Origin of the sequence: Bradyrhizobium sp. AUGA SZCCT0283 (assembly GCF_018130385.1) — a bacterium.
In the GTDB taxonomy this organism is placed as follows: domain Bacteria; phylum Pseudomonadota; class Alphaproteobacteria; order Rhizobiales; family Xanthobacteraceae; genus Bradyrhizobium.
This window is the reverse complement of the sequence record NZ_JAFCLU010000004.1, coordinates 305,738-327,137: the sequence shown is the minus strand read 5'-3', so window position 1 is coordinate 327,137 and position 21,400 is coordinate 305,738. Positions and strand designations below refer to the sequence as shown.

21 protein-coding genes are annotated in these 21,400 nt (G+C 62.9%); 9 read left to right on the top strand and 12 right to left on the bottom strand.

Annotated features, from left to right (window positions below):
- Positions 1-1,296, top strand: coding sequence for an aspartate aminotransferase family protein (locus JQ624_RS08850; protein WP_212418472.1), 1,296 nt, complete (start codon positions 1-3; stop codon positions 1,294-1,296).
- 101 nt (positions 1,297-1,397) lie between these two features.
- Positions 1,398-1,601 carry a hypothetical protein gene (locus JQ624_RS08845; protein ID WP_212418471.1) on the top strand — a complete coding sequence of 68 codons (204 nt, stop codon included), beginning with the start codon at positions 1,398-1,400 and terminating at the stop codon, positions 1,599-1,601.
- Here the strand turns inward: JQ624_RS08845 and JQ624_RS08840 are convergent.
- The 3 genes from JQ624_RS08840 to JQ624_RS08830 are packed head-to-tail and all read right to left on the bottom strand — an operon-like array spanning position 1,596 to position 4,397.
- Positions 1,596-2,432, bottom strand: a complete 837-nt coding sequence (locus JQ624_RS08840; RefSeq protein WP_212418470.1) for an SDR family NAD(P)-dependent oxidoreductase — start codon at positions 2,430-2,432, stop codon at positions 1,596-1,598. The two genes, JQ624_RS08845 and JQ624_RS08840, sit on opposite strands and share 6 nt — an antisense overlap.
- A gap of 8 nt (positions 2,433-2,440) precedes the next feature.
- Positions 2,441-3,316 carry an alpha/beta hydrolase gene (locus JQ624_RS08835; RefSeq protein ID WP_312014395.1) on the bottom strand — a complete coding sequence of 292 codons (876 nt, stop codon included), beginning with the start codon at positions 3,314-3,316 and terminating at the stop codon, positions 2,441-2,443.
- A gap of 31 nt (positions 3,317-3,347) precedes the next feature.
- A complete protein-coding gene (locus JQ624_RS08830) occupies positions 3,348-4,397 on the bottom strand; it encodes a hydroxyacid dehydrogenase (protein ID WP_212418468.1) in 1,050 nt (349 codons plus the stop codon).
- Positions 4,398-4,752: 355 nt separating this feature from the next.
- On the opposite strand from JQ624_RS08830, the gene JQ624_RS08825 reads away from it, so the two are divergent.
- From JQ624_RS08825 to JQ624_RS08815, 3 genes are all read left to right on the top strand, one after another.
- Positions 4,753-5,307 (top strand): thiamine pyrophosphate-binding protein, encoded by a 555-nt coding sequence (locus JQ624_RS08825; RefSeq protein WP_212418467.1) that lies wholly within the window; start codon positions 4,753-4,755, stop codon positions 5,305-5,307.
- Positions 5,308-5,315: 8 nt separating this feature from the next.
- A complete protein-coding gene (locus JQ624_RS08820) occupies positions 5,316-5,927 on the top strand; it encodes a thiamine pyrophosphate-dependent enzyme (RefSeq protein ID WP_212418466.1) in 612 nt (203 codons plus the stop codon).
- Between the two features lie 73 nt (positions 5,928-6,000).
- Positions 6,001-6,354 carry a VanZ family protein gene (locus JQ624_RS08815; protein ID WP_212418465.1) on the top strand — a complete coding sequence of 118 codons (354 nt, stop codon included), beginning with the start codon at positions 6,001-6,003 and terminating at the stop codon, positions 6,352-6,354.
- A gap of 67 nt (positions 6,355-6,421) precedes the next feature.
- Here the strand turns inward: JQ624_RS08815 and JQ624_RS08810 are convergent, their stop codons facing one another.
- The 4 genes from JQ624_RS08810 to gcl form a co-directional block, all read right to left on the bottom strand.
- The gene (locus JQ624_RS08810) at positions 6,422-6,805 is read right to left on the bottom strand and encodes a DUF1236 domain-containing protein (RefSeq protein ID WP_212418464.1); all 384 of its coding nucleotides are present in this window, start codon (positions 6,803-6,805) and stop codon (positions 6,422-6,424) included.
- Positions 6,806-6,952: 147 nt separating this feature from the next.
- Positions 6,953-7,840: a 2-hydroxy-3-oxopropionate reductase gene (locus JQ624_RS08805; protein WP_212418463.1), complete on the bottom strand. Its 888-nt coding sequence runs from the start codon at positions 7,838-7,840 to the stop codon at positions 6,953-6,955.
- A gap of 34 nt (positions 7,841-7,874) precedes the next feature.
- Complete coding sequence (gene hyi / locus JQ624_RS08800) at positions 7,875-8,660, bottom strand: hydroxypyruvate isomerase (protein WP_212418462.1); 786 nt, start codon at positions 8,658-8,660, stop codon at positions 7,875-7,877.
- Positions 8,661-8,677: 17 nt separating this feature from the next.
- Entirely contained in the window at positions 8,678-10,477 is a 1,800-nt protein-coding gene (gcl, locus tag JQ624_RS08795; RefSeq protein ID WP_212418461.1) for a glyoxylate carboligase, read from the bottom strand.
- Positions 10,478-10,971: 494 nt separating this feature from the next.
- On the opposite strand from gcl, the gene JQ624_RS08790 reads away from it, so the two are divergent.
- The gene (locus JQ624_RS08790) at positions 10,972-11,991 is read left to right on the top strand and encodes an N-acetylmuramoyl-L-alanine amidase (protein ID WP_312014394.1); all 1,020 of its coding nucleotides are present in this window, start codon (positions 10,972-10,974) and stop codon (positions 11,989-11,991) included.
- 47 nt (positions 11,992-12,038) lie between these two features.
- On the opposite strand, the gene JQ624_RS08785 is transcribed toward JQ624_RS08790, so the two are convergent.
- Positions 12,039-13,187: a hypothetical protein gene (locus tag JQ624_RS08785; RefSeq protein WP_212418460.1), complete on the bottom strand. Its 1,149-nt coding sequence runs from the start codon at positions 13,185-13,187 to the stop codon at positions 12,039-12,041.
- A gap of 198 nt (positions 13,188-13,385) precedes the next feature.
- Here JQ624_RS08785 and JQ624_RS08780 point away from each other — a divergent pair, with 198 nt between their 5' ends.
- The gene (locus JQ624_RS08780; protein ID WP_212418459.1) at positions 13,386-14,348 is read left to right on the top strand and encodes an aldolase/citrate lyase family protein; all 963 of its coding nucleotides are present in this window, start codon (positions 13,386-13,388) and stop codon (positions 14,346-14,348) included.
- Positions 14,349-14,389: 41 nt separating this feature from the next.
- Positions 14,390-15,058, top strand: a complete 669-nt coding sequence (tenA, locus tag JQ624_RS08775) for a thiaminase II (protein ID WP_212418458.1) — start codon at positions 14,390-14,392, stop codon at positions 15,056-15,058.
- Between the two features lie 119 nt (positions 15,059-15,177).
- Here the strand turns inward: tenA and JQ624_RS08770 are convergent, their stop codons facing one another.
- From JQ624_RS08770 to JQ624_RS08755, 4 genes are all read right to left on the bottom strand, one after another.
- A complete protein-coding gene (locus tag JQ624_RS08770; protein WP_212418457.1) occupies positions 15,178-16,239 on the bottom strand; it encodes a ketopantoate reductase family protein in 1,062 nt (353 codons plus the stop codon).
- 172 nt (positions 16,240-16,411) lie between these two features.
- Positions 16,412-17,200 carry an NYN domain-containing protein gene (locus JQ624_RS08765; RefSeq protein ID WP_212418456.1) on the bottom strand — a complete coding sequence of 263 codons (789 nt, stop codon included), beginning with the start codon at positions 17,198-17,200 and terminating at the stop codon, positions 16,412-16,414.
- Positions 17,201-17,342: 142 nt separating this feature from the next.
- The gene (locus tag JQ624_RS08760) at positions 17,343-18,191 is read right to left on the bottom strand and encodes an IclR family transcriptional regulator (RefSeq protein ID WP_212418455.1); all 849 of its coding nucleotides are present in this window, start codon (positions 18,189-18,191) and stop codon (positions 17,343-17,345) included.
- A gap of 124 nt (positions 18,192-18,315) precedes the next feature.
- On the bottom strand, positions 18,316-20,481 hold the full coding sequence (locus tag JQ624_RS08755; protein WP_212418454.1) for an acetate--CoA ligase family protein: 2,166 nt from the start codon (positions 20,479-20,481) through the stop codon (positions 18,316-18,318).
- Positions 20,482-20,700: 219 nt separating this feature from the next.
- On the opposite strand from JQ624_RS08755, the gene JQ624_RS08750 reads away from it, so the two are divergent.
- On the top strand, positions 20,701-21,396 hold the full coding sequence (locus JQ624_RS08750; RefSeq protein ID WP_249129596.1) for a GntR family transcriptional regulator: 696 nt from the start codon (positions 20,701-20,703) through the stop codon (positions 21,394-21,396).
- The last annotated feature ends 4 nt before the right edge of the window (positions 21,397-21,400 follow it).

The following is a 21,400-nucleotide window of genomic DNA, read 5'->3' as shown; positions in this document are numbered from 1 at the left end:
ATGTCCGCCACGGACGAAGCCATTTCGACACAAGACATGATCGCGCGGCGAAACCGGCTGCTCGGCCCGGCGTATCGGCTATTCTACGACCAGCCGGTCCAGTTCGTGCGCGGCGAAGGCGTCTGGCTCCACGACGCTGCCGGACACCGTTATCTGGACGCCTACAACAATGTTGCCTCCGTCGGGCACTGCCACCCGCAAATCGTGCAGGCGATTGCGCGGCAGGCCGCCGTGCTCAATACGCATACGCGCTACCTGCACGAGACCGTGCTCAACTTCGCGGAAAAACTGCTCGCGACGTTTCCGCCCCAGATCGGTCACGTCATGTTCACCTGCACCGGCAGCGAGGCCAACGACCTCGCCTTGCGCGTCGCGCGAACCTGCACCGGCGGCACCGGCTTTATCGTCACCGCAAACGCCTATCACGGCGTCACCAGCGCGCTGGCCGAGTTGTCTCCCTCGCTCGGACTTCCGCTTCCGGAAGGAAGTCACGCGCGGCTCGTGCCGGCGCCGGGTTCGGCCACAAACGCCGGCGAAATCTTTGCCGGTCACGTCAGTGACGCATTGGCCGACATGAAGAAGAGCGGCATCCGTCCGGCAGCGCTTCTGGTCGACACCATTTTTTCCAGCGACGGCGTGTTCGCCGACCCCCCCGGCTTTCTGCGCCCCGCGGTCGAAGCCGTCCGGGCGGAAGGCGCGCTGTTCATCGCCGACGAGGTGCAACCCGGCTTCGGCCGCTGCGGCGGAGGGATGTGGGGCTTTGCCCGCCACGGCCTCGTGCCCGATCTCGTCACTATGGGCAAACCGATGGGCAACGGACATCCGGTTGCCGGGATGGCGGCGCGTCCTGAACTGCTGGCGGAGTTTGGCCGTCGGTCGCGCTACTTCAACACCTTTGGCGGCAACCCGGTTTCCGCCGCAGCCGGCATCGCGGTGCTCGACGTGATCGAGTCCGAAGGGTTGATGCAGAACGCGCAAAACACCGGTGGCTATCTGGTCAAATTGCTCAGGCAGCTACAGGCGCGACATCCATTGATCGCGGAAATCCGCGGTGCCGGGCTATTCGTCGGCGTCGAGCTGCGGCACGGTGGCCCAACGGAAACGCCCGCCACAGCGGAGGCCACGCGTGTCGTGAACTTGCTGCGCGAACGGCGTGTTCTGATCAGTTCCGCCGGACCGCACGGCAACGTGCTCAAGATCCGTCCGCCGCTGGTGTTCGGCACCGAACATGCCGACCTGCTCGCCGAGACGCTCGATCAGGCACTGGCGGAAGTAAACGTGATGGCGGAGAAGTAAAGGTCGCGCGCCTTATGCGCCGGCGGCCGGCAGGCTGGCGGCGGCGATGGCTACGATCTGGGCCAAGCGGCGTCCGATCCGGGACGGGGCGTTGCGCAGAAATGAACGAACCTGTCGCATTGACATCTTCCATGGGCGCCGGTGGAACGAGGGCGCACCTGGAAAATGGTCTCACCCGGCTAACTAGTCGAGATGTCTGGGAAAATAGCAATGCGCGCTTCGTCCGGAGGCTGTTCGGCAGTGGATTTATTGCCCCGATCGACCTGCCCGCGGATGAAATCTTCTCCTCGGATTTTGGCTCATAGCCCGGTGATGCCGCTGTCGACCGCCAGCGCCTGTGCGTTGACGTAAACGCTCTCATCGGAGATGAAAAACAGCGCCGCGTAGGCGATTTCCCAGCCTGTCGCCATCCGCCCGAACGGCACGCCCGCCGCGCTTCGCGATGGCCGGCCGGCGCTGGTGTGCCGGCCGAGCGGCGTATCGACCAGGCCCGGGTAGATGATGTTGGCGCGAATGCCGCGCCTGGCGCCTTCCTTCGCGACATTGCGCATCAGCCCGCCAAGCGCCGCTTTCGACGCGTCATAGGCGATCAGCTGCGAACCGGAACGAAGCGCTGCGATCGACGAGATGAACACGATCGAGGACCCGTCGGCGATGTGCTTGAGCGCCTTGCGGCAGCAGAGCATCGGGCCGGTCAGGTTGACCGCGAACGTGTCGTTCCACTCCTTGAGATCCACGCCGTCGAGGCCGAGCGCCCCAACTCCGATGCCGACATTGAGCACCATGCCATCAATGCCGCCGAGACCATCCATCGCCTCGTCGATCATCCGGTTGACATCTTGTTCGCGCGCGATGTTGGCTTCGATCGAAAACGCCCGGCCTCCCTCGGCCAAGATGCGCTGGACGGTGTCATCGGCGCTGGCGCGATTCACGTCGGCGACCGCGACATGGGCCCCTTCTCGCGCAAATAGCAGCGACATCGCCCGGCCGTTTCCAACGGGATCGGTGGCGGCGTCGAACGTCCGCTGTCCGCCGCCGACGACCAGAATCTTGCGGCCCTGAAGACGCCCGCGGCCCGGCGCCTCGCCTGCGGACTCCGGGCTTAGCTGGCGGACATGACGAATCTTGTCAGACATCTTTCATCTCACCGTGCTTGAGCAGGCTGCGTCGCACAAAGAAACCGCCGCAGCGATGCGAGGACCACATCAAGCCGGTCATGATGGAGCCAATGTCCGGCGCCTGCGATCTTCTGCAACTCGACTCCCTTGAAATGCGCGAGCAAGCCCGCGGCTTCAGGATCGGGCAGAAAGCTTTCGTCGCCCCACATCAACAGGGTGGGACAGGTGATGCGCGACCACAAGGCGGCATAGTCGTCCGCTGACAGTCGATACGGCGCCCTCGCCCGCTGATAATGATCGAACTTCCAGCGATAGAGGCCGTCAGCGCCCTTCCGAACGCCGTGCCGGGCAAGATGAAGCGCCAGCGCCGGTGTCAACCGCCTATTACGAGCCGACAATCGCTTCGCCGCCTCCTCGATCGTCCGGAACGCGCTCGGTTGATACTCCGAGATACGGTCGAGCTGCTCGATCCAGCGCGACATCTGCTCGGCGATCGGCGCCGGCTGCGAGCCCGACAGGAAAGCGCCATCCAGGACGACCAGGCGCGATACTTTCTCCGGATAGGTGCCGGCATAGGCTTGTGCGACCATGCCGCCCATCGAGTGGCCGACGATCGCGGCATCCTGCAGCGCCGCAAAGCGCATCAGCCGGGTGAGGTCATAGACATTGTCGGTCAGACTGTAGCTGCTTCCCTTCGCCCATTCGGAATCGCCGTGTCCGCGCAGATCCGGGGCCATGATATGGAAATGCGGCTGCAATTCCCGCGCGATCGCATCCCAGTTGCGGCAATGGTCGAGCCCGCCATGGACCAGGATCAGGGGCGGCGCGGCTTCGTTGCCCCAGTCGACATAGTGCAACCGCAGCCCCTGGGACTCATAAAAGCGATCTGCCGGTTCGGCCATCATGGGATCGTCTTTCGTGGAGGTGAATAGCCTATTTCGGCACAAATCCGAACGCCCGCTCGAAGCGCTTCACGTACGTCGGCCACACCTCGGGATTGACGACGCGCGGCGGGCGCTTGCCGTCGAGCGCGTCGAGAATCTGTTCAGCGGCGATCCTGCCCATGTTCACGCGCGCTTCCTTCGTCACACCCGCCGTGTGCGGGCTGGCCAGCACATTGTCGAACTGCAGAAGCGGATGCTCCGGCGGCGGCGGCTCCTTGTCCCAGACGTCGAGCCCGGCTCCCGCAATCCGCTTGTCGCGCAATGCCTCGTACAGCGCCTCCTCATCGTGAATGAAGCCGCGCGCGGTGGTGATGAAAAATGCGTGCGGCTGCATCAGCGCGAATTCGCGGGCGCCGATCATGCGACGACTGTCCTTGGCCAGCGGACATGAGATCGAGACGAAATCCGAGCGGCGCATCAGATCGTGAAGCTCGACCTTCTCGCCGCCGCGGGCGGCGATTTCTTCCGCGGTCAGATACGGATCGTAGGCGATCACCTTCATGTGCAGCAGGCCGTTGCACAGCTCCGCGATGCGGCGGCCGACATTGCCGATCCCGACGATGCCGACGGTCTTGCCCTGAACCTCATTGCCGATCAGCGAATTTCGATTGACGTTGGCCTCACGGCGCAGCGCGCGGTCGGCCTCGAGGATGCGCTTGGACAGCGTCAGCATCATCCCGAGCGCATGCTCGGCGACCGAATTGGCATTGCCGCCGGATTGATTGACGACGAGCACGCCCGCCGCCGTGCAGGCATCGACATCAACGGGATCGAAGCCCGCGCCGTTCGAGGACACGATCAGCAGGTTCGGCGCCCGCTTCAGCAAATCCTGATCGACATGGAAATGTCTTGCGATCTCGTCGCGCGCCGCTCCGACCTGATAGGCATGCGCCGCTGACAGGATGGGCGCTGCGACCGCATCCGGACTGTCGTTCTCCAGCCGGTCGAGCCGAACATCGGCGCGGCTTTTAAGGATATCGATATAGATCTCGTGGGCGAGATATTTGACGTAGAACACGCGCTTGTTGTTGACGGTCATGTTTGCTGGCAACTTTCAGTTCGGTAGAGCGTAGGGCTTGACGAGCGGATGGCCGCTCGGGACCACGATCAGGTGACAAATCTCAGCGGAATTGCGGGTGGCCCGGCCGCAGCGGCCAGCGCCGCGGCGTTGACAGCAGTCCGAATACCGTCAGCCATGGCCCCTCCCGATATTTTTCTTATTATCTCACATCATCGCATACCTGACATAGCGCCACGGGGCGCAGAGCCGGATACGATCAGGACATGTTGACAATCCCGCCGATGGCGTCAAGTTTCGCCGCTCAAGGGATGCGCGCGAACGAAAGATCGTCGCGGGTAGCGAACGAAAGATCGTCGCGGTAAAGGAGACCAAAATGGCGGTTGCGGAGGAAAAAACCTCGCCCGAAACCTCTGAGAAGAGCTGGCAAGGCATCGTGCTGCAAACGCTCAAGCGCAACGATATCCGCCTGGTGCCCTACGTGCCCGACCGCGTTCTGACGACGTTGATCAAGAACCTGCACGCCGACCCCTTCTTCACGACTTTCCCCACCGCGCGTGAGGAGGAAGCGGTCGGTATCGTCGCAGGCGCCTGGATGGGCGGCATGCGAAGCGCGGTGCTGATGCAGACTTCGGGATTTGCCACGCTGGCGAACGTGCTGGCGTCGCTGGCCATCCCCTATCAGATCCCGCTGATCATGTTCGTGTCCGAACGCGGCACGCTCGGCGAATTCAATTACGGCCAGTCGCTGGTGTGCCGCACCATGCGCCCGGTGCTGGATTCGCTCGCCATGGAGCACCACACCGCGACGCGGCTCGATGAGTTCGAGTTCATCGTCGACCGCTCCATCAAGCAGGCCATCACCACGCAGGCGCCGGTGGCGCTGATCCTCTCGCCGCTTTTGACCGGCGGCAAGGTCTTCGACAAGTGAGCGATCCCATGAACAGCGCCAACACCCCTGCCCGCAATACCAAGGTGATGAGCCGTTTCGATCTCACCTCGCGGCTGATCGCGAAGCTGAAGCACGAGGAAGCCGTAATCGGCGGCATCGGCAATACCAATTTCGACCTGTGGGCCGCCGGCCACCGGCCGCAGAATTTCTACATGCTTGGCAGCATGGGCCTCGCCTTCCCGATCGCGCTCGGGGTGGCGTTGGCGCAACCGGATCGTCGGGTGTTTGCGCTGGAGGGCGACGGCTCGCTGTTGATGCAACTGGGTTCGCTCTCGACGATCGCGACGCTGGCGCCGAAAAACCTCACCATGGTGGTGATGGACAACGGCATCTACCAGATCACCGGCGCGCAACCGACGCCGGGGGCCGCCGTCGCCGACATCGTCGCGATTGCTGTCGCGAGCGGGCTCACCAACAGCAGCTGGGCGGCGGACGAAGACGATTTCGAGCGCCTGATCGAAGAGTCCATGTCGGACGCAGGCCCGACGCTGATCGGCGTACGCATCGACGACAAGCCGGGCGTCGGCACCACCCGCCGCGATCCCGTGCAAATCCGCGAGCGCTTCATGCACGGTATGGGCGTACGGGAGCCGCTCTGAGGGCAATTAACCACAGGCATCGGCCGTTCGCGCACAGGGGTATCCAGCACATAAATCGTGCTATGCCACCGCGATGACGATCATCCTTCGACTATTCGCCTGGGGCCTTGCCGCCGCCATCGCCTTTGCGACGCTCGGCCCCGCGGAACAACGGCCACATTCAAGCCTGGGACAGAACGGCGAGCACGCGCTTGCCTTCGTGCTGCTGGGACTGGCTTGCGGACTGGCCCACACACGCAACCGGTTGCACACGGCGGCCTTCGTCATCGCCTTCGCCGGCCTGATCGAAATCCTGCAGTTCCTGGCGCCCGGCCGGCACGCACGCATGCAAGACTTTGTGGTCGACACGCTGGCGGCATCCCTCGGCCTTGCGGCTGCTGCGGCGCTCGACTGGACGATCAGGCGAACCCAGCGATCGCTGCCCTAGCCCCCGCCGCAAAAAATCCTCGCGGGGACAACACCCCGCGAGGATCTATTTCAGAAAGCCGTCTTCGTTAGTCGAGGATCCTGATGACCCTGCGCGTGCGCGGCTCCACGATCACACGGCGATCATTGACGACCGCATAGCGGTATTCGGTGTGCCGCGGCACCGTACGCAGTTCGACGGTCGGCGGCAGCGGCTCGCCCACCACCAACTCCTCACGAACCACGACAGAACGATCGCGCGGGATCGACGTGATCACGGCGTTCGGAATTTCCACGGCCGCGCCGACCGCAGCACCCACGGTGCCGCCGACGATGGCGCCGACAGGACCTGCGGCTTCACCACCCCTCGCAGCGCCTTCCGCCGCACCTTGGGCAGTGGTCGACTGAGCAAAAGCCGCGCCGGGGATCAGCAACGAGGCGGCAATCAGCGAAACAGCCAAACGATTGTTCATCGCATCCTCCAGTGAATTGACGATGCGTCTCAACCACCGGAAGCGTGAGATGTTCCGGTTCCAATGCGGCAGCAAAAAGGGCCGCGCCGAAATTTCGACGCGGTTCCAGTCACAGGGGAGTTCCAGTCTTAATCGAGTCTTGAACGATCAGCCTTTGGCGACCTGGTGGTTCGCCATCATCTCCAGGGCACGCACCATGCCCGAATGGTCCCACGCCTTGCCGCCATGGGCGGCGCAGGAACTGAACAATTGCTGGGCCACCGCCGTGCTCGGCAAGGAAATGCCGAGCGCACGCGCGCCCTCCAGCGCGAGGTTGAGATCCTTCTGGTGCAGTTCGATGCGGAAGCCCGGTTCAAAATTGCGTTTCACCATGCGCTCGCCATGCACTTCGAGAATTCGCGACGATGCAAAGCCGCCCATCAGCGCCTGCCGCACCAGCGCCGGATCCGCGCCGGCTTTCGACGCGAACAACAGCGCCTCACCGACCGCCTCAATCGTCAGGGCCACGATGATCTGGTTGGCGACCTTGGTGGTCTGCCCGTCGCCATTGCCGCCGACGAGGGTGACGTTCTTGCCCATCTTGTCGAACACCGGCTTCATGGCGTTGAACGCGCGCTCCGGTCCGCCGACCATGATGGTGAGGCTGGCCGCCTTGGCGCCGACCTCGCCGCCGGAGACGGGCGCATCAAGATAGTCGGCGCCGAGCGCTTCCACCTTCTTCGCAAATTCCTTGGTGGCGAGCGGCGAGATCGAGCTCATGTCGACGACGATCTGCCCTTTCGAGAGCCCGGCCGCGACGCCATCCTGCCCGAACAGCACCGCTTCGACATGCGGCGTATCAGGCACCATGATGATGACGACGTCGGCCTTCTCGGCGACTTCCTTGCCCGATTTGCAGACCACGCCGCCGGCAGCGACCAGCTCCGGCGCAATCGGCCCTACATCGTGCAGAAACAGGTGATGGCCGGCGGCCTGGAGATGGCCGGCCATCGGGCGCCCCATGGTGCCGAGGCCGATGAAACCGATATCGATCATTTCAAACTCCCCTTTGTCTCTTCTTGCTTCTTGTTCAGGTATCGGCCGTCAGCGCGGCGTGCCAACCGAGGCCCTCGACCGTCGTCGTCCTCGGCTTGTATTCGCACCCGACCCAGCCGCGATAACCAATAGCGTCGAGATGGCGGAACAGGAAGGGATAGTTGATCTCGCCGGTGCCCGGCTCATTGCGGCCGGGATTATCGGCAAGCTGGACATGGGCGATGCGCGGCAGGTTTTTTTGCAAGGTGCGCGCGATGTCGCCTTCCATGACCTGCATGTGGTAGATGTCATACTGCACGAACAGATTGCTCGATCGCACGTCCGCAATGATCTGAAGCGCCTGCCCGGTCCTGTTCAGAAAGAAGCCCGGGATATCAATCGTGTTGATCGGCTCGATCAGAAGCTTGATCTGCTCCTTGGCGAGCGCGTCCGCGGCGAAGCGCAGATTGCCGACCAATACCTCGTTGAGATCGATTGCGTCTGCGCCATCAGGCGCGATGCCGACGAGGCAGTTGAGCTGACGGCAATCGAGCGCCTTGGCGTAGTCGATGGCGCGCGCGACGCCGTCGCGAAACTCGTCAACCCTGTCGGGCAGGATGGCGATGCCGCGCTCGCCCGCCGCCCAGTTGCCCGCGGGAAGATTGTGCAGGACTTGCGTCAGCCCGTGCTGGTGCAGTTGCTCGCGCAACTCGGCCTTGTCGAAATCATAGGGGAACAGATATTCCACCCCGCTGAAGCCGGCGGCCTTGGCGGCAGCGAAGCGATCGAGGAACGGCTGCTCGCCGAACAGCATGGTGAGATTGGCGGCAAATTTGGGCACGATCTACTCTCCTCGATTTATGCCGGCAGCAGCTTGCCGGATTGCGGTGCGCTCGATTTGGCCGGCGTGTCGTCCAGCGGCAGATCGAGCACCTCCTCGAATTCGACGATGTTGTCGATCTCGGTGCCCATCGAGATGTTGGTGACCCGTTCGAGAATGAACTCGACGACGACAGGCACCTGAAATTCAGCGATCCATTCGCGCGCGGTCGCGAACGCCGCCTGCGCATGGTTCGGGTCGGTGACGCGGATCGCCTTGCAGCCCAGCCCCTCGGCGACCGCGACGTGGTCGACGCCATAGACCCCGAGCTCCGGCGCGTTGATGTTCTCGAAGGAAAGCTGGACATGGTAATCCATGTCGAAGCCGCGCTGCGCCTGGCGGATCAGTCCGAGATAGGAGTTGTTCACGACGACGTGGATGTAAGGCAATTTGAACTGCGCGCCGACCGCGAGTTCCTCGATCAGGAACTGGAAATCATAGTCGCCCGACAGCGCGACGATCTCGCGGGTCGGATCGGCCGCACGCACGCCGAGCGCCGCCGGCAACGTCCAGCCGAGCGGACCGGCCTGCCCGGCATTGATCCAGTTGCGCGGGCCGTAGACACCCAGGAATTGCGCGCCGGCGATCTGCGACAGCCCGATCACGCTGACGTAGCAGGTGTCGCGTCCGAACGTCCTGTTCATCTCCTCGTAGACGCGCTGCGGCTTGATCGGCATGTCGTCGAAATGGCTCTTGCGCAGCATCGAGCGCTTGCGGTCCTGGCACGCCGCCGGCCACGCCTGCCGCTCCCTGAGCTTGCCGGCCTTCCGCCACTCCCTGGCGACCGTGACGAACAATTCCAGCGCCGCCTTGGCGTCGGACACGATGCCGAAATCGGGATTGAAGACGCGCCCGATCTGCGTCGGCTCGATATCGACATGCACGAACGTCCGGCCCTTGGTGTAGGTCTCGATCGAACCGGTGTGCCGGTTGGCCCAGCGGTTGCCGATCCCGAGCACGAAGTCGGATTGCAGCATGGTCGCGTTGCCGTAGCGGTGGCTGGTCTGCAAGCCGACCATGCCCGCCATCAGCACGTGATCGTCGGGAATGGCGCCCCACCCCATCAGCGTCGGCACCACCGGAACATTGACGGTTTCGGCGAACGCCACCAGCAACTCCGACGCATCGGCATTGATGACACCGCCGCCCGCCACGATCAGCGGCCGTTCCGCGGCGTTGAGCATCTCGAGCGCCTTTTCGATCTGCTTCCGCGTAGCCGCGGGCTTGTAGACCGCCAGCGGCTCATAGGTCTCGTCGTCGAATTCGATTTCGGCAAGCTGCACGTCGAGCGGAAGGTCGATCAGCACAGGTCCGGGACGGCCCGAACGCATGATGTGAAACGCCTGGCTGAACACGCGCGGCACCAGCGCCGGCTCGCGCACGGTGACCGCCCATTTCGTCACCGGTTTTGCAATCGATTCGATATCGATGGCCTGAAAGTCTTCCTTGTAGAGCCGCGCGCGCGGCGCCTGCCCGGTAATGCAGAGGATCGGAATCGAGTCCGCGATCGCCGAATAAAGTCCGGTGATCATGTCGGTGCCGGCCGGACCTGACGTGCCGATGCAGACGCCGATATTGCCGGCCTTGGCGCGGGTATAGCCCTCGGCCATGTGCGAAGCGCCCTCGACATGCCGCGCCAGGATGTGGCCGATCGAGCCGCGCTTCTTCAGCGCGGAGTACAACGGATTGATCGCAGCTCCGGGAACACCGAAGGCGATGGTCACCCCCTCCTTTTCCAGGATCCGTACCGCCGCATCGATCGCTCGCATCTTCGCCATTTCGATCCTCGCTTGACCGTGTTGCTCTGATGCGATCATCACGGCTGCTATCAGCGATCTCAACGGACTCGAATTTGTTTCCCGCGATGTGGAACGACCGCTGAAAAAGCATGTCGGATCAGGCGGTTGGGGCAGCCGCTCAATGAAACAATTCAATTGCCCGGCTTCGCCGATGAAGGCAACGGCGCGCACCCACAGATCGTCATAACCCGCACATGTGGGGGGTATCCAGTACGCCGCGGCATGCCGGTTGAACCGAAGCGTCTCTGGAATACTGGATCGCCCGCCCCAGTCCGCATGGCGGACGATGACGGCAGAGTATGACGTCGCGATCTCGCGACACGTTGCGCCCCCGCCGTGCTTGAGTTCTTGCGCCATGAAAGACGGAAGGTGCAGGGAAAGCCGGGTGCCCGGAGCACCCGCAGCCCGTGTCACCGGCCTCTTCCGGTATAGCGATCCGAGCTGCTATGATGGCCTTCGCGAGGGGGGCGAGCATGAAGCGCCGCGGGTTCATTTGTGTTCTCGGCAGTATCGCTTCGGGATTTTGGCCCCGCCGCCGCACCATCATCGCCGCGATGGCCGCAATGGCGCTTCTGCCGGTCGAGGCCAGCGATGCCGGCTGGCTGTCGGATGTCTTCAAAAGCTCGTCAAAGCAAGCCAAACCGCCAAAACGAGCTAAACCGCCAAAGCACGTCACTACGCGCAGGCCAGCCACTTTGACGAGGCCCGCCGCCTCGCGAAAGCAGCAGACCGTCAAGCTTGCCGCCCGGGGACCGTTCGGCTTGAACCCTGCCGCTTTGAAACCGGTCGCACCACGGTGCGATCCCTCGAAGTTCCGGATCGTTCTGGACGTGGGTCATACCGCCGAATCGGAAGGCGCGATCAGCGCCCGCAACGTCTCCGAGTTTGTCTTCAATCTGCGCCTTGCGAAGCGGATCGAGGAGAGGCTGAAGGCCGAAGGCTTTTCCGAGACCAGACTGCTCCTGACCGAGGGCAAGGCCAGGCGCAGCCTCGTCAAGCGCGTCGACAACGCCAACAATCTGGGTGCGGATCTCTTGCTGTCGATTCACCATGACTCCGTGCCCAACAAATTCCTCGAGGACTGGGAGTTCGAGGGGAAGAAAAGCCGTTTCAGCGACCGCTTCAGCGGCTATTCCGTCTTCGTCTCCCGCAACAATCCGGACTTCAAGACGAGCCTCTCGTTCGCCGAACTGATCGGCAAGGAAATGAAGGCCCAGGGCCTTGATTATGCCAAGCAGTATTCCCAGCCCATCATGGGCCGGCACCAGCGTCCACTGCTGAACAAGGAAACCGGCGTCTACCGCTACGATGAACTGATCGTGCTGAGAAAGACCCGGATGGCTGCCGTCCTGCTCGAGGCGGGCTCGATCATCAACCGGGACGAAGAGCTCAAGATGAATTCGCCTGAGCGCCGGGACATCATCAGCAGCGGTGTCACGGCGGCCGTGAAGGGATTCTGCGAGCCCCGGTGGGCCATGCTCGGTCCGCTCTGATGGCGAGGTGGCGGTCCCGCCTCGCACCCGAACCCGACCTGCCGGCTTCAACCCTTTGACTGCTTCTTGATCTCGTCGAATTTGGAAATCGCTCGTTCAAACTTGTCGTTGAAGAGCCACATCGCATCAAGAATTTCACGGAAGGTTGCAGATGTTTTGGCCCTGTCCGCCTGTCCAAAGGTGAAAATGCTGTTGTTTCGTAGATAGGCCATCACCTTCGGGTCGGAAATTCTGTAGTCGACCAGGTTGCGTGAGCCGAGCGCGGACCTCGTCGGGCTGGGAATAATCTGGATTAGCTCAAAGAGCTTCATCTGATCGATCGGATCTGGCAGCGTTTTTACGATCGACGGTACTTGCGGGAAAATGTCCGCATGTGCGTTCATCAAACCATCGCGCACGGCGGTCCAGTGGTTGTACCGACGATCCTGATTGCCAACGCGCGCCTCTTCCTTGTCGTCGCGAAGGATCAGTGTAGGATCAAATGCCGCTATCGACTTCCTTATCGCCGCCCACTTCTTTCGCCCATTTTGATCTTCGGGTACGCCTGTTTGCAAGCTGCCCTTATATTTATTCGAGCGCGCATTCCCGATGTTTTGATTTCCGTTTGTCTCGGCAAAGAACAGCCCCAGGCTGATACGGCCTGCCGCTTCGGCATTGGCCGCATCAAGGCCCCTGGCTCGCGCAATCGCCGTGCCCAAATCGGCAACGTCCTTGAATGGAGTATCTGATTTTTGCGCGTCGACGGGCGGCGATTGCATCAGGTCGAACAGTCTCCTGTACTCATCGAGCAGCGGCTCATTGTCGGCGCTAAAATACGCCGGAGGGATTCCGTATTTGTTGGGTCTGCCTATTTTGGACGGAAGAGCGTCGGTGAGATCCTTGTATGCGCTCATCATGTTGTTGCGTGCAAGGTAGAGCGCCTGCCCCGGCAGGTTTGGCAGCCGTTGGTTCGAATTGATCTGCGCGCGCCGCTGGCTCAGGATCTGCTCAAAGCGGCTTCGTGAATCATTGTATGTACCGAGCGCATCCGATTGCTTTTTGGTGAGTGCGGCCGGCTCACCCATCGCAGGCGACGTGCGGCTGAGATTGCCGACGACGACCGCGATCAGCGACGTGGCGATGGAAGCCGGCGGCGTCAAAAAGAGGCCGAGAGCAAGAGCTGCCGTGGGCGCAGCAGTATGGCTTGTTATCCCCATGGCGATTTTCCATGCCAAGTTTCATCGGACCGACTTGTTGGATCGTAAACAACGAACGCGCAGCTTGGTGAGGCGAAAGCTCCAAAATCCGATCCAAGGTCCGGTCCTGGGCACTTTCCGAATCTCACGGTATCCACTTCGCGTGAAAACGCGATAGCCTTCCTCTGGCATCGCCAGAAGCCACCGGAGGAGACCTTGATGGGTAATCGGATCAGTCGCTGCGTCGAACTGCTGGAGCAGGATCAGGCGATCTATTATGACGGTCCGCATAGCGGCCACGTGCTGACCCATGCGCAGGGTCGCATCGATGCCGGCACCTGGGCCGACTACATGAATGTCGGCATGGAGCACGGCTGCTTCGACATGGCCGGCCTTGCCGACTATATGCGCGGCATGGTCGATGCCGGGCCGACACGGTCGGGGCACCGCACGCCGACCGTGATCGTCGAGGCGCCGGTAAATGGAATCGACGCCGCACATGTGCGTTACAACGCCTGGCAGTTCCGCCAGATCCTCGGCCGCGGCGTGCATGGCATCCTGCTCTGCCAGGCGGAAACCGCCGACGCGGTGCGCGCCTTCGTGGAATCCTGCCGCTATCCACACAACACGATGGGCGTCGATCCTGCGATCCCCTCGCCGATGGCGCGGATGGCGGGAGCGATACGGGCAAAGGACGGCGGGACCGACGCCGCCGGGCGCAAGCTGCTCGGCATCGGCACCCGGGGCCGCGGATCGGAAACCACCGCGGCGCCGATCTGGGGCCTGTCGACCGAGGAATATCTGGAGCGCTGCGATCCCTGGCCGCTCAATCCGAAAGGGGAACTGCTGCTGGGAGTGAAGCTGGAAAGCCCCGAAGGTGTCGCCAATTGCGAACAGATCCTCGCGGTGCCGGGGCTGGGATTTGCCGAGATCGGCCCGGGCGATTTGAGTCTTTCGCTCGGCTACCGCACGATTCCGCCCGAACCCTATCCCCCGGAAATGCAGGCGGCGCGCGACCGTATCCTGGCGGCCTGCCGCAAGAACGGCGTCGCTTTCCTGCAAGGCTGCACGCCGGACAACATCACTGCCCGGATCGACGAGGGCGTGCGGGTGATCGCAGGGCACAGCGAGGCATCCGCCATCAAGGGCCGCGCACACCAGAAGCGGAAGTTGCCGGTATAGTCCGGCAGGCACTCCCTGGAACGAAAGGCCAGCGAAAGATCATGAGTTTCTTCGAGCGACTGAAGGCAGCGGCATCCGCCGAGTGGCGGGCCTATACCGAGCACCCCTTCACGGAGGGGCTGGCAGACGGTTCGCTCACCGAGGCGGCGTTTCGTCACTACCTCGTCCAGGATTACCTGTTCCTCATCGAGTTTGCCCGCGCCTACGCGCTCTCGGTCTATAAGTCGCCCAGCCTCGCCGACATGCGCGAAGCGGCGGCCGGCCTCTCAGCCATTCTCGACGTCGAGATGAACCTGCACGTAAAACTCTGCGCCGGCTGGGGCCTGTCAGCCACCGATCTTGAACAGGCCGCTCCGGCGGTCGAGATGCTGGCCTATACCCGCTACGTGCTTGACGCGGGAATGCGCGGCGATCTCCTGGCGCTCAAGGTGGCGCTCGCCCCCTGCATCATCGGCTACGCCGAGATCGCGACGCGGCTCGCCGCGCGGCCCAATGGGCTCGCTGCAACAAACCCATATAGCGTCTGGATCGCCGAGTATGCCGGGGCGCCCTACCAGGAGGTCGCAGCGAAGGCGCGGTCACATCTCGAAGGTCTCGCTGGTCTCTACGCCACGCCGGCCCGCGAGGCAGAGCTGATCGCGATCTTCCGGGAAGCCACCCGGCTCGAAGCCGATTTCTGGGAAATGGGATGGCGCGTGGGCAGGCGCTGACGTTCCGAAAGCCTGCTCGGCTCGTAGCCTGCATGAGCAAAGCGATCAGCAGGTATCGTCTCTGCATCGTGCCGGGTGTCGCTGCGCTCGCAATGACGCTGAACTACTCGCAAAGCCGCTCAGTTCAGCCGCAGTTCCGTGATGTGCCGCGGATCCGGACTCAACTCACCGCACTCCACGCGTTTGACGATATCGGTCAGCGCGGCATTTGCGGCGCAGGGAATCCCGATCTTTTCGCCCTCGCGCACCACCAAGCCATTGAGGAATTCGATCTCGGTGCGCCGGCCCTTCTGCATGTCCTGGCCCATCGAGGGGCGCTGCTGGGAAGAGGTACGCTTGCCGTCCTTGAACCGCTGCTCGTCGCAGACGCGCATCGCCGCCTCGTCTCCTTCACCGGCGCGCGCGATCGTGTCGGGCGCAAGGTGCAGGATCTCTTCCAGCTGATAGCCCTGCGCCTGGCCAACGCGGATCGCTTCGCTGCCGAGCCGCGTGGAGAAACGGCGCAGCGGCTCGCTTTGCAAAATTTCCGCACCCGGCAGCCCAGTGCAGGCGGAGAGCCCGTTGCCCATGACGTTGGCGACCAGTTTCGACCAGCGCTCGCCCCAGAGATTGTCCGTCACCTTGGCGCTGTCGGAATAGCCGACCAGGCGGCAGACTTCCTCCGCCCGCGGCGTGATGCGGCCGTGCACTTCGCCGGCGCGAAACACGGTATGCGCCGCCCCGCCCTTGCCGGCGCCGCGATGGATGTGGCCGGGCTCCGGCAGGTTCACCGTGATGCTGCTGGCAATGCAGCCCAGCGTCTTGCCCCAGCCGACAATGCCGGCAATCGTCTCCTCGTTCATGCAGTTCTGCAGCGACACGACATAGCCGTCCGGCGCCAGATATTGCCGGATCAGCATGGTGGCCCAGGCCGTGTCGTAGGACTTCATGCAGACGAAGGCGATGTCGACCGGCTGCTCCTTGGAGAGCTGCTGCGCATCCGTGACATGGAGCGCGCGCACGGGCACCGAGAACTCCGCAACATCCATGGCGTGGGTGACGCGCAGCCCGTGCTTGCGCATATGCTCGACATGCTCGGGCCAGGGATCGATGAACGTGACGTCCTCGCCCGCCTGCGCCATATGGGCGCCGGCATAGCCGCCGACGGCGCCCGCTCCGACGATCGCGATCTTCCGGCCCATGGTTTCCCCTGCGTTTCTTGGCGGCAGAGGACGCAACCGCGTTCGCTCATCCGTTGCAGGGCAGTCTAGCGGATCGAGAGGCCCCGCCAACCGGCCGCTCTGCGCCAAAAGCGGGCCTGTGCCATGCCTTTAATCATGGATGCCTTGTGGTGGCGCTCGTTGCGGTCGGGGCTCAGACGGATTTTGCCGCCGGCACGGGCGCAGGTTTTCGGGCGCCTCGCGCCTTCGGCGGCGATCCGGCCGGCGGCTTGATCCGAATTCGCATGGTTCCGCCTTTCGGTTGCTCGATATCGAAAGCGTTTGTCTTTCGCACGAGGTCGCTCAGCTTGCGGGAGCCGTAGGTCCTCGAATCGAAATCGGGAGCCAGGTTGGTGAGCCCTTTTCCGACTTCGCCGAGAGCGACCCACCCGTCTTCGCTTTCCATCTGGGCGATGACCTTCTTGATAATCGGGGTCGCCGCATCGGGCGGTTGCAGCAGTTGCGACCTCGCGGCGACGTCCTGATTGTTCGCCGTTCCGCCAAGCAGGTTCTCGGTATAGAAGAACCTCCGGCAGGCCTGCCGAAAACTTTCCGGTGTCTTCTGCTCGCCGAACCCATATACATCGACGCCGTGCTCGCGGATGCGGGCGGCCAGTCGCGTAAAATCGCTGTCGGACGAGACCAGGCAGAAGCCGTCGAACCGGCCACCGTGAAGCAGGTCCATGGCGTCGATGACCAGGGTGATGTCGGACGCATTCTTTCCGGTCGTATAGGCGAACTGCTGCTGGGGTATGATGGCGTGCTTCGACAGGATATCGGCCCAGGCCTTGGACCTTGCATTGGAGAAGTCGCCATAGATGCGGCGAACGCTGGCCTCGCCGATCTTGGCGATCTCCTCGAACAGACCATCCGCAATCTTTGCGGACGCATTGTCGGCATCGATCAGAACGGCGAGACGAGGCGAGCGGGTTTCAGAAGCCATGACTTTCCCCAATCGTCGAATCGGAGGACATCGCCCCCTCGAAGCCGCGCCTTGGACAGCGATGGATGGATATACCGATGTCGGGGCTCTCGCCGCCAGACCTAATTGCCCCTGGCGGGCAATGACGGAGCGCAAACCCGGTTCAAGCCGGTTTCGCCGCCGGCAACGCGCCGCCAAGCGCCACCGTCAATTCCGCTGCGACTTCCCGCACCGTCTGCCCGAGCATCGGCAGGCGGTCGTCGGTAAGGCGGCTGGTCATGCCCGAGACGGAAATCGCCGCCAAGGGCTCGGCGCAGTCGTTGTAGACGACGGCGGCGATGCAGCGCAGGCCCATGCAGGCCTCCTCGTCGTCGATGGCAAAACCCTGGCGGCGGATTTTTTCGAGTTCCTTGAACAGGTCGCCCGGCCGCACGATCGACTTTTCCGTCAACCGCGGCATGCCGTGATGGCGGATGATGGCGCTGACGTCAGCATCCGAATAGGTCGCCAGCACCGCCTTGCCGACGCCGGACGCCACCATCGCGACACGGCCGCCGACCTTGGTTAGCGAACGCATGATCTCGCGGCTTTCCATGCGGGTCAGCACAATGATGAATTCGTCATCGACGACGGCGAGATTGGCGGTTTCGCGCGTCAGGTCGCGCAGCTTGCGCAAATAAGGCACCGCCTGCGCCGAGAAATTGCGGCGGCGGGCGAAGGTCGCGCCAACCGTGAAACAGCGCGCGCCGACATGCCATTTCGACTGAGTGCGATCGAACTGCACGAAGCGACGGTTTTCCAGCGTCCCTAGCAGGCGATGGACCGTCGAGGTCGAAAGGCCCGTGCGGATGGCGAGATCGCTCAGGCGATAGCCTTCGTCGTCCTCGGCCAGCGTTTCGATGATCGAGAGCGCGCGATCGACCGACTGGACGCCGCTATCGCGCGCGTCGGTCTCATGGTCCGTACTGGATTTCGGCTCGATGGCCTTGCGCCGGATCACGTCTCTCTTCATCGCGACCTGCATCCATCCGTGAGTCAGACTGCTAGCGAGATCGGCCAGTTCCGTTTCTTATAATTCGTCAGACAAAAGTGCCGCTTCGGATGGTTTTCCGAAGCGGCACTTGTTGTGGATATGCTCAGAGCAGGCCCGCGCCGCGCGCCCACTTGTACTTGGCGCCGAGCACCTCGACCGGCAGTTCGGTCGAATAGGCATAGGCCGGGATGCCGTTCTGGTAGAGATATTCGGCGGCCTCCTCGACCTCGACGTCGCCGGCGAGCGAGGCGACGATCGGCTTGACGAAGCCCTTGGCTTCCATCTCCTTCTTCACCTCGACCATGTTGCGGGCGAACACCATCGGCGGCGTGACGATCGTGTGCCAGTAGCCGAGGATCAGCGAATGAATCCGCTCATCCGACAGGCCGAGCTTGACGGTGTTGACATAGGTGATCGGCGGCTCGCCGCCGGTGATATCCACAGGATTTCCGGCCGCGCCGAACGGCGGGATGAATTTGCGGAACGCGGCGTCGAGATCCGGCGGCATCGTCATCAGCGACAGGCCGTTATCCACAACCGAATCCGACAGCAGCACGCCCGAACCGCCCGCGCCGGTGATGATCAGCACGTTCTCGCCCTTCGGCGTCGGCAGTACCGGCACGCCGCGCGCGAATTCGAGCAATTGCCTTAAAGACCGGGCGCGGATCACGCCTGACTGGGCGAATACGTCCTCGTAGATCTTGTCGTTGCCGGCGAGTGCGCCGGTATGCGACGAGGCCGCCTTGGCACCGGCCGAGGTACGGCCGGCCTTGAGCACGATGACCGGCTTCTTCTTGGAGACACGCTTGGCGGCTTCCGCGAAGGCGCGGCCGTCTTTTAAGTCTTCGCAGTGCTGGGCGATCAGGTTGGTGTTCGGATCCTGTTCGAAGAAGGCGAGCAGATCGTCCTCGTCGATATCGGACTTGTTGCCGAGGCCGACGATCGCGGAGACGCCCATCTTGGCCGAGCGCGAGAAGCCGATGATCGCCATGCCGATGCCGCCGGACTGCGACGACAGCGCCGCGTGGCCCTTGACGTCATAGGCCGTGCAGAACGTGGCGCAGAGATTGGCCGGCGTATAATAGAAGCCATAGATGTTCGGCCCCATCAGGCGGACGTTGTACTTCTTGCCGATCTCGACGATTTCGGCCTGCAATTCGGGCGCGCCGGCTTCGGCAAAGCCCGAGGGAATCAGAACGGCGCCTGGAATTTTCTTTTCGCCGCATTCGACCAGCGCGCCCGCGACGAACTTCGCGGGGATCGCGAACACCGCCGTGTCGATCACGCCGGGGACGTCCTTGACGCTCTTGTAGGCCTTGTAGCCCAGGATCTCGGCTGCCTTGGGGTGGATCGGATAGATCTCGCCCTTGTAGCCGCCATTGATCAGGTTCTTCATCACGGAGTTGCCGATCTTGCCGTCCTCGGCGGAGGCACCGATCACGGCAACGGCCTTCGGCTGCATGATGCGGTTCATCGCCGTGACGATTTCTTCGGTCGGGCGCGGCGCCGGGCGCGGCTTGTAGTCGAAGTCGACGACGATGCGCACGTCGGCGGCGATCGCGTCCTTCTTGGTGGCGAATACGGGATTGAGATCGAGTTCGACGATTTCGGGGAAATCGCTGACGAGCTGCGACACCTTGACGATGACGTCTGCCAGCGCCTCGCGAGAGACCGGATCGCCGCCGCGCACGCCCTTCAGCATGTCATGGGCCTGGATGCCGTCGAGCATCGACAGGGCATCGTCCTTGGTGGCGGGCGCGAGGCGGAAGGTAATGTCCTTCAGCACTTCAACCAGCACGCCGCCGAGGCCGAAAGCCACCAGCTTGCCGAACGAGCCGTCGGTGATGGAGCCGACGATGACCTCGGTGCCTCCAGCCAGCATCTGCTGGACCTGGATGCCCTCGATCTTGGCGTCGGCCTTATACTTCTTGGCGTTGGCGAGGATGGTCTCGTAGGTCTTTTCCGCGTCAGTCGCGGTCTTGACGCCGACCACGACGCCGCCGGCTTCGGTCTTGTGAAGAATGTCCGGCGAGACGATTTTCATCACCACCGGGAAACCCATGCCCGTTGCGAGCTTGGCGGCCTCGGCGGCGGACTTCGCCACGCCTTCCTTCGGAACCGGGATGCCGTAGGCGTCGCACACCAGCTTGCCTTCCGGCGCGGTGAGGCTGGTGCGCTTCTCGGCTTTCACCGTATCGAGCACCCGGCGGACAGCCTGGTGGGCACTGGGCTCGGCGATCTTGCGGGCCGCATCTGCAGAATTTGACATAGGCTTCCTCCTGGGGCTAGTTTTATGGCATTTGGTATGCCAGAGATCAGATTGTCAAGACAAACTATCGCGCAGAAACAGCGAAAACACGGGCATCTTGACATCCTGGTATTTGGTATGCCAAAAATATTCGAGCATTTCTTCTGCTAAGAAGACGTCTCCAAACCAGGGAGGAGACGAGTCGTGCCCGAACGAAAACAAACCAAGGCGCCGCCTGTCATGGCTGAGGCTGATATTGCAATCGTCCGGATTGCGCCCGAGACGAGCTTCAAGAACAAGGCCTACGAGGCCTTGAAGGAAGCCATTCTCAAGATGGACATCTACGCGACGCCCGAGCAGGTCATGCTCGACGAGCGCGCACTGTCCGAACGCCTCGGCGTCAGCCGCACCCCTATTCGCGAAGCCATCGCGATGCTCGAACAAGATGGCTTCGTCAAAACGGTTCCGCGTCGCGGCATCGTCGTGGTCCGCCGCACCAAGACCGAGATCGTCGACATGATCCGGGCCTGGGCCGCGCTCGAGAGCATGGCCGCACGCCTGATCACGACCACCGCGCGCAAGAAGGACATCACGGCGCTGCGCGATTTCTTCAAGGACTTTGGCAAGGATCGCCTGCCGCAGGATCATATCGAGGAATATTCCAAGGCCAATATCGCCTTCCACCAGGCGCTGATCTCGCTGTCGGAATCGCCGGTGCTGGTCGATATGACCAACGACATCCTCTTGCATGTGCGCGGCTACCGGCAACTGACCATCGGGCGGAAGGATCGCACCGCGACCTCGCTGCCCGAGCATCTGGCGATCATCGAGGCGCTGGAAGCACGCGATACCGAACTCGCCGAGAAGCGCGCGCGCGACCACACGCTGGGTCTTGCCGCCTACGTCGAAGCGCACGGCCAGGAACTATTTACGTAACGCA

Excerpts from the sequence above, each read along its gene's own strand:
- JQ624_RS08840 (WP_212418470.1), bottom strand. The coding sequence starts at position 2,432 with ATGTCTGACAAGATTCGTCATGTCCGCCAGCTAAGCCCGGAGTCCGCA.
- JQ624_RS08770 (WP_212418457.1), bottom strand. The coding sequence starts at position 16,239 with ATGGGCCGGAAGATCGCGATCGTCGGAGCGGGCGCCGTCGGCGGCTAT.
- JQ624_RS08750 (WP_249129596.1), top strand. The coding sequence starts at position 20,701 with ATGGCTGAGGCTGATATTGCAATCGTCCGGATTGCGCCCGAGACGAGC.
- JQ624_RS08850 (WP_212418472.1), top strand. The coding sequence starts at position 1 with ATGTCCGCCACGGACGAAGCCATTTCGACACAAGACATGATCGCGCGG.
- JQ624_RS08785 (WP_212418460.1), bottom strand. The coding sequence starts at position 13,187 with ATGGGGATAACAAGCCATACTGCTGCGCCCACGGCAGCTCTTGCTCTC.
- JQ624_RS08830 (WP_212418468.1), bottom strand. The coding sequence starts at position 4,397 with ATGACCGTCAACAACAAGCGCGTGTTCTACGTCAAATATCTCGCCCAC.
- JQ624_RS08810 (WP_212418464.1), bottom strand. The coding sequence starts at position 6,805 with ATGAACAATCGTTTGGCTGTTTCGCTGATTGCCGCCTCGTTGCTGATC.
- tenA (WP_212418458.1), top strand. The coding sequence starts at position 14,390 with ATGAGTTTCTTCGAGCGACTGAAGGCAGCGGCATCCGCCGAGTGGCGG.
- JQ624_RS08765 (WP_212418456.1), bottom strand. The coding sequence starts at position 17,200 with ATGGCTTCTGAAACCCGCTCGCCTCGTCTCGCCGTTCTGATCGATGCC.
- JQ624_RS08825 (WP_212418467.1), top strand. The coding sequence starts at position 4,753 with ATGGCGGTTGCGGAGGAAAAAACCTCGCCCGAAACCTCTGAGAAGAGC.
- JQ624_RS08835 (WP_312014395.1), bottom strand. The coding sequence starts at position 3,316 with ATGGCCGAACCGGCAGATCGCTTTTATGAGTCCCAGGGGCTGCGGTTG.
- gcl (WP_212418461.1), bottom strand. The coding sequence starts at position 10,477 with ATGGCGAAGATGCGAGCGATCGATGCGGCGGTACGGATCCTGGAAAAG.
- JQ624_RS08780 (WP_212418459.1), top strand. The coding sequence starts at position 13,386 with ATGGGTAATCGGATCAGTCGCTGCGTCGAACTGCTGGAGCAGGATCAG.
- JQ624_RS08760 (WP_212418455.1), bottom strand. The coding sequence starts at position 18,191 with ATGAAGAGAGACGTGATCCGGCGCAAGGCCATCGAGCCGAAATCCAGT.
- JQ624_RS08845 (WP_212418471.1), top strand. The coding sequence starts at position 1,398 with ATGAACGAACCTGTCGCATTGACATCTTCCATGGGCGCCGGTGGAACG.
- JQ624_RS08790 (WP_312014394.1), top strand. The coding sequence starts at position 10,972 with ATGAAGCGCCGCGGGTTCATTTGTGTTCTCGGCAGTATCGCTTCGGGA.
- JQ624_RS08805 (WP_212418463.1), bottom strand. The coding sequence starts at position 7,840 with ATGATCGATATCGGTTTCATCGGCCTCGGCACCATGGGGCGCCCGATG.
- JQ624_RS08815 (WP_212418465.1), top strand. The coding sequence starts at position 6,001 with ATGACGATCATCCTTCGACTATTCGCCTGGGGCCTTGCCGCCGCCATC.
- JQ624_RS08820 (WP_212418466.1), top strand. The coding sequence starts at position 5,316 with ATGAACAGCGCCAACACCCCTGCCCGCAATACCAAGGTGATGAGCCGT.
- JQ624_RS08755 (WP_212418454.1), bottom strand. The coding sequence starts at position 20,481 with ATGTCAAATTCTGCAGATGCGGCCCGCAAGATCGCCGAGCCCAGTGCC.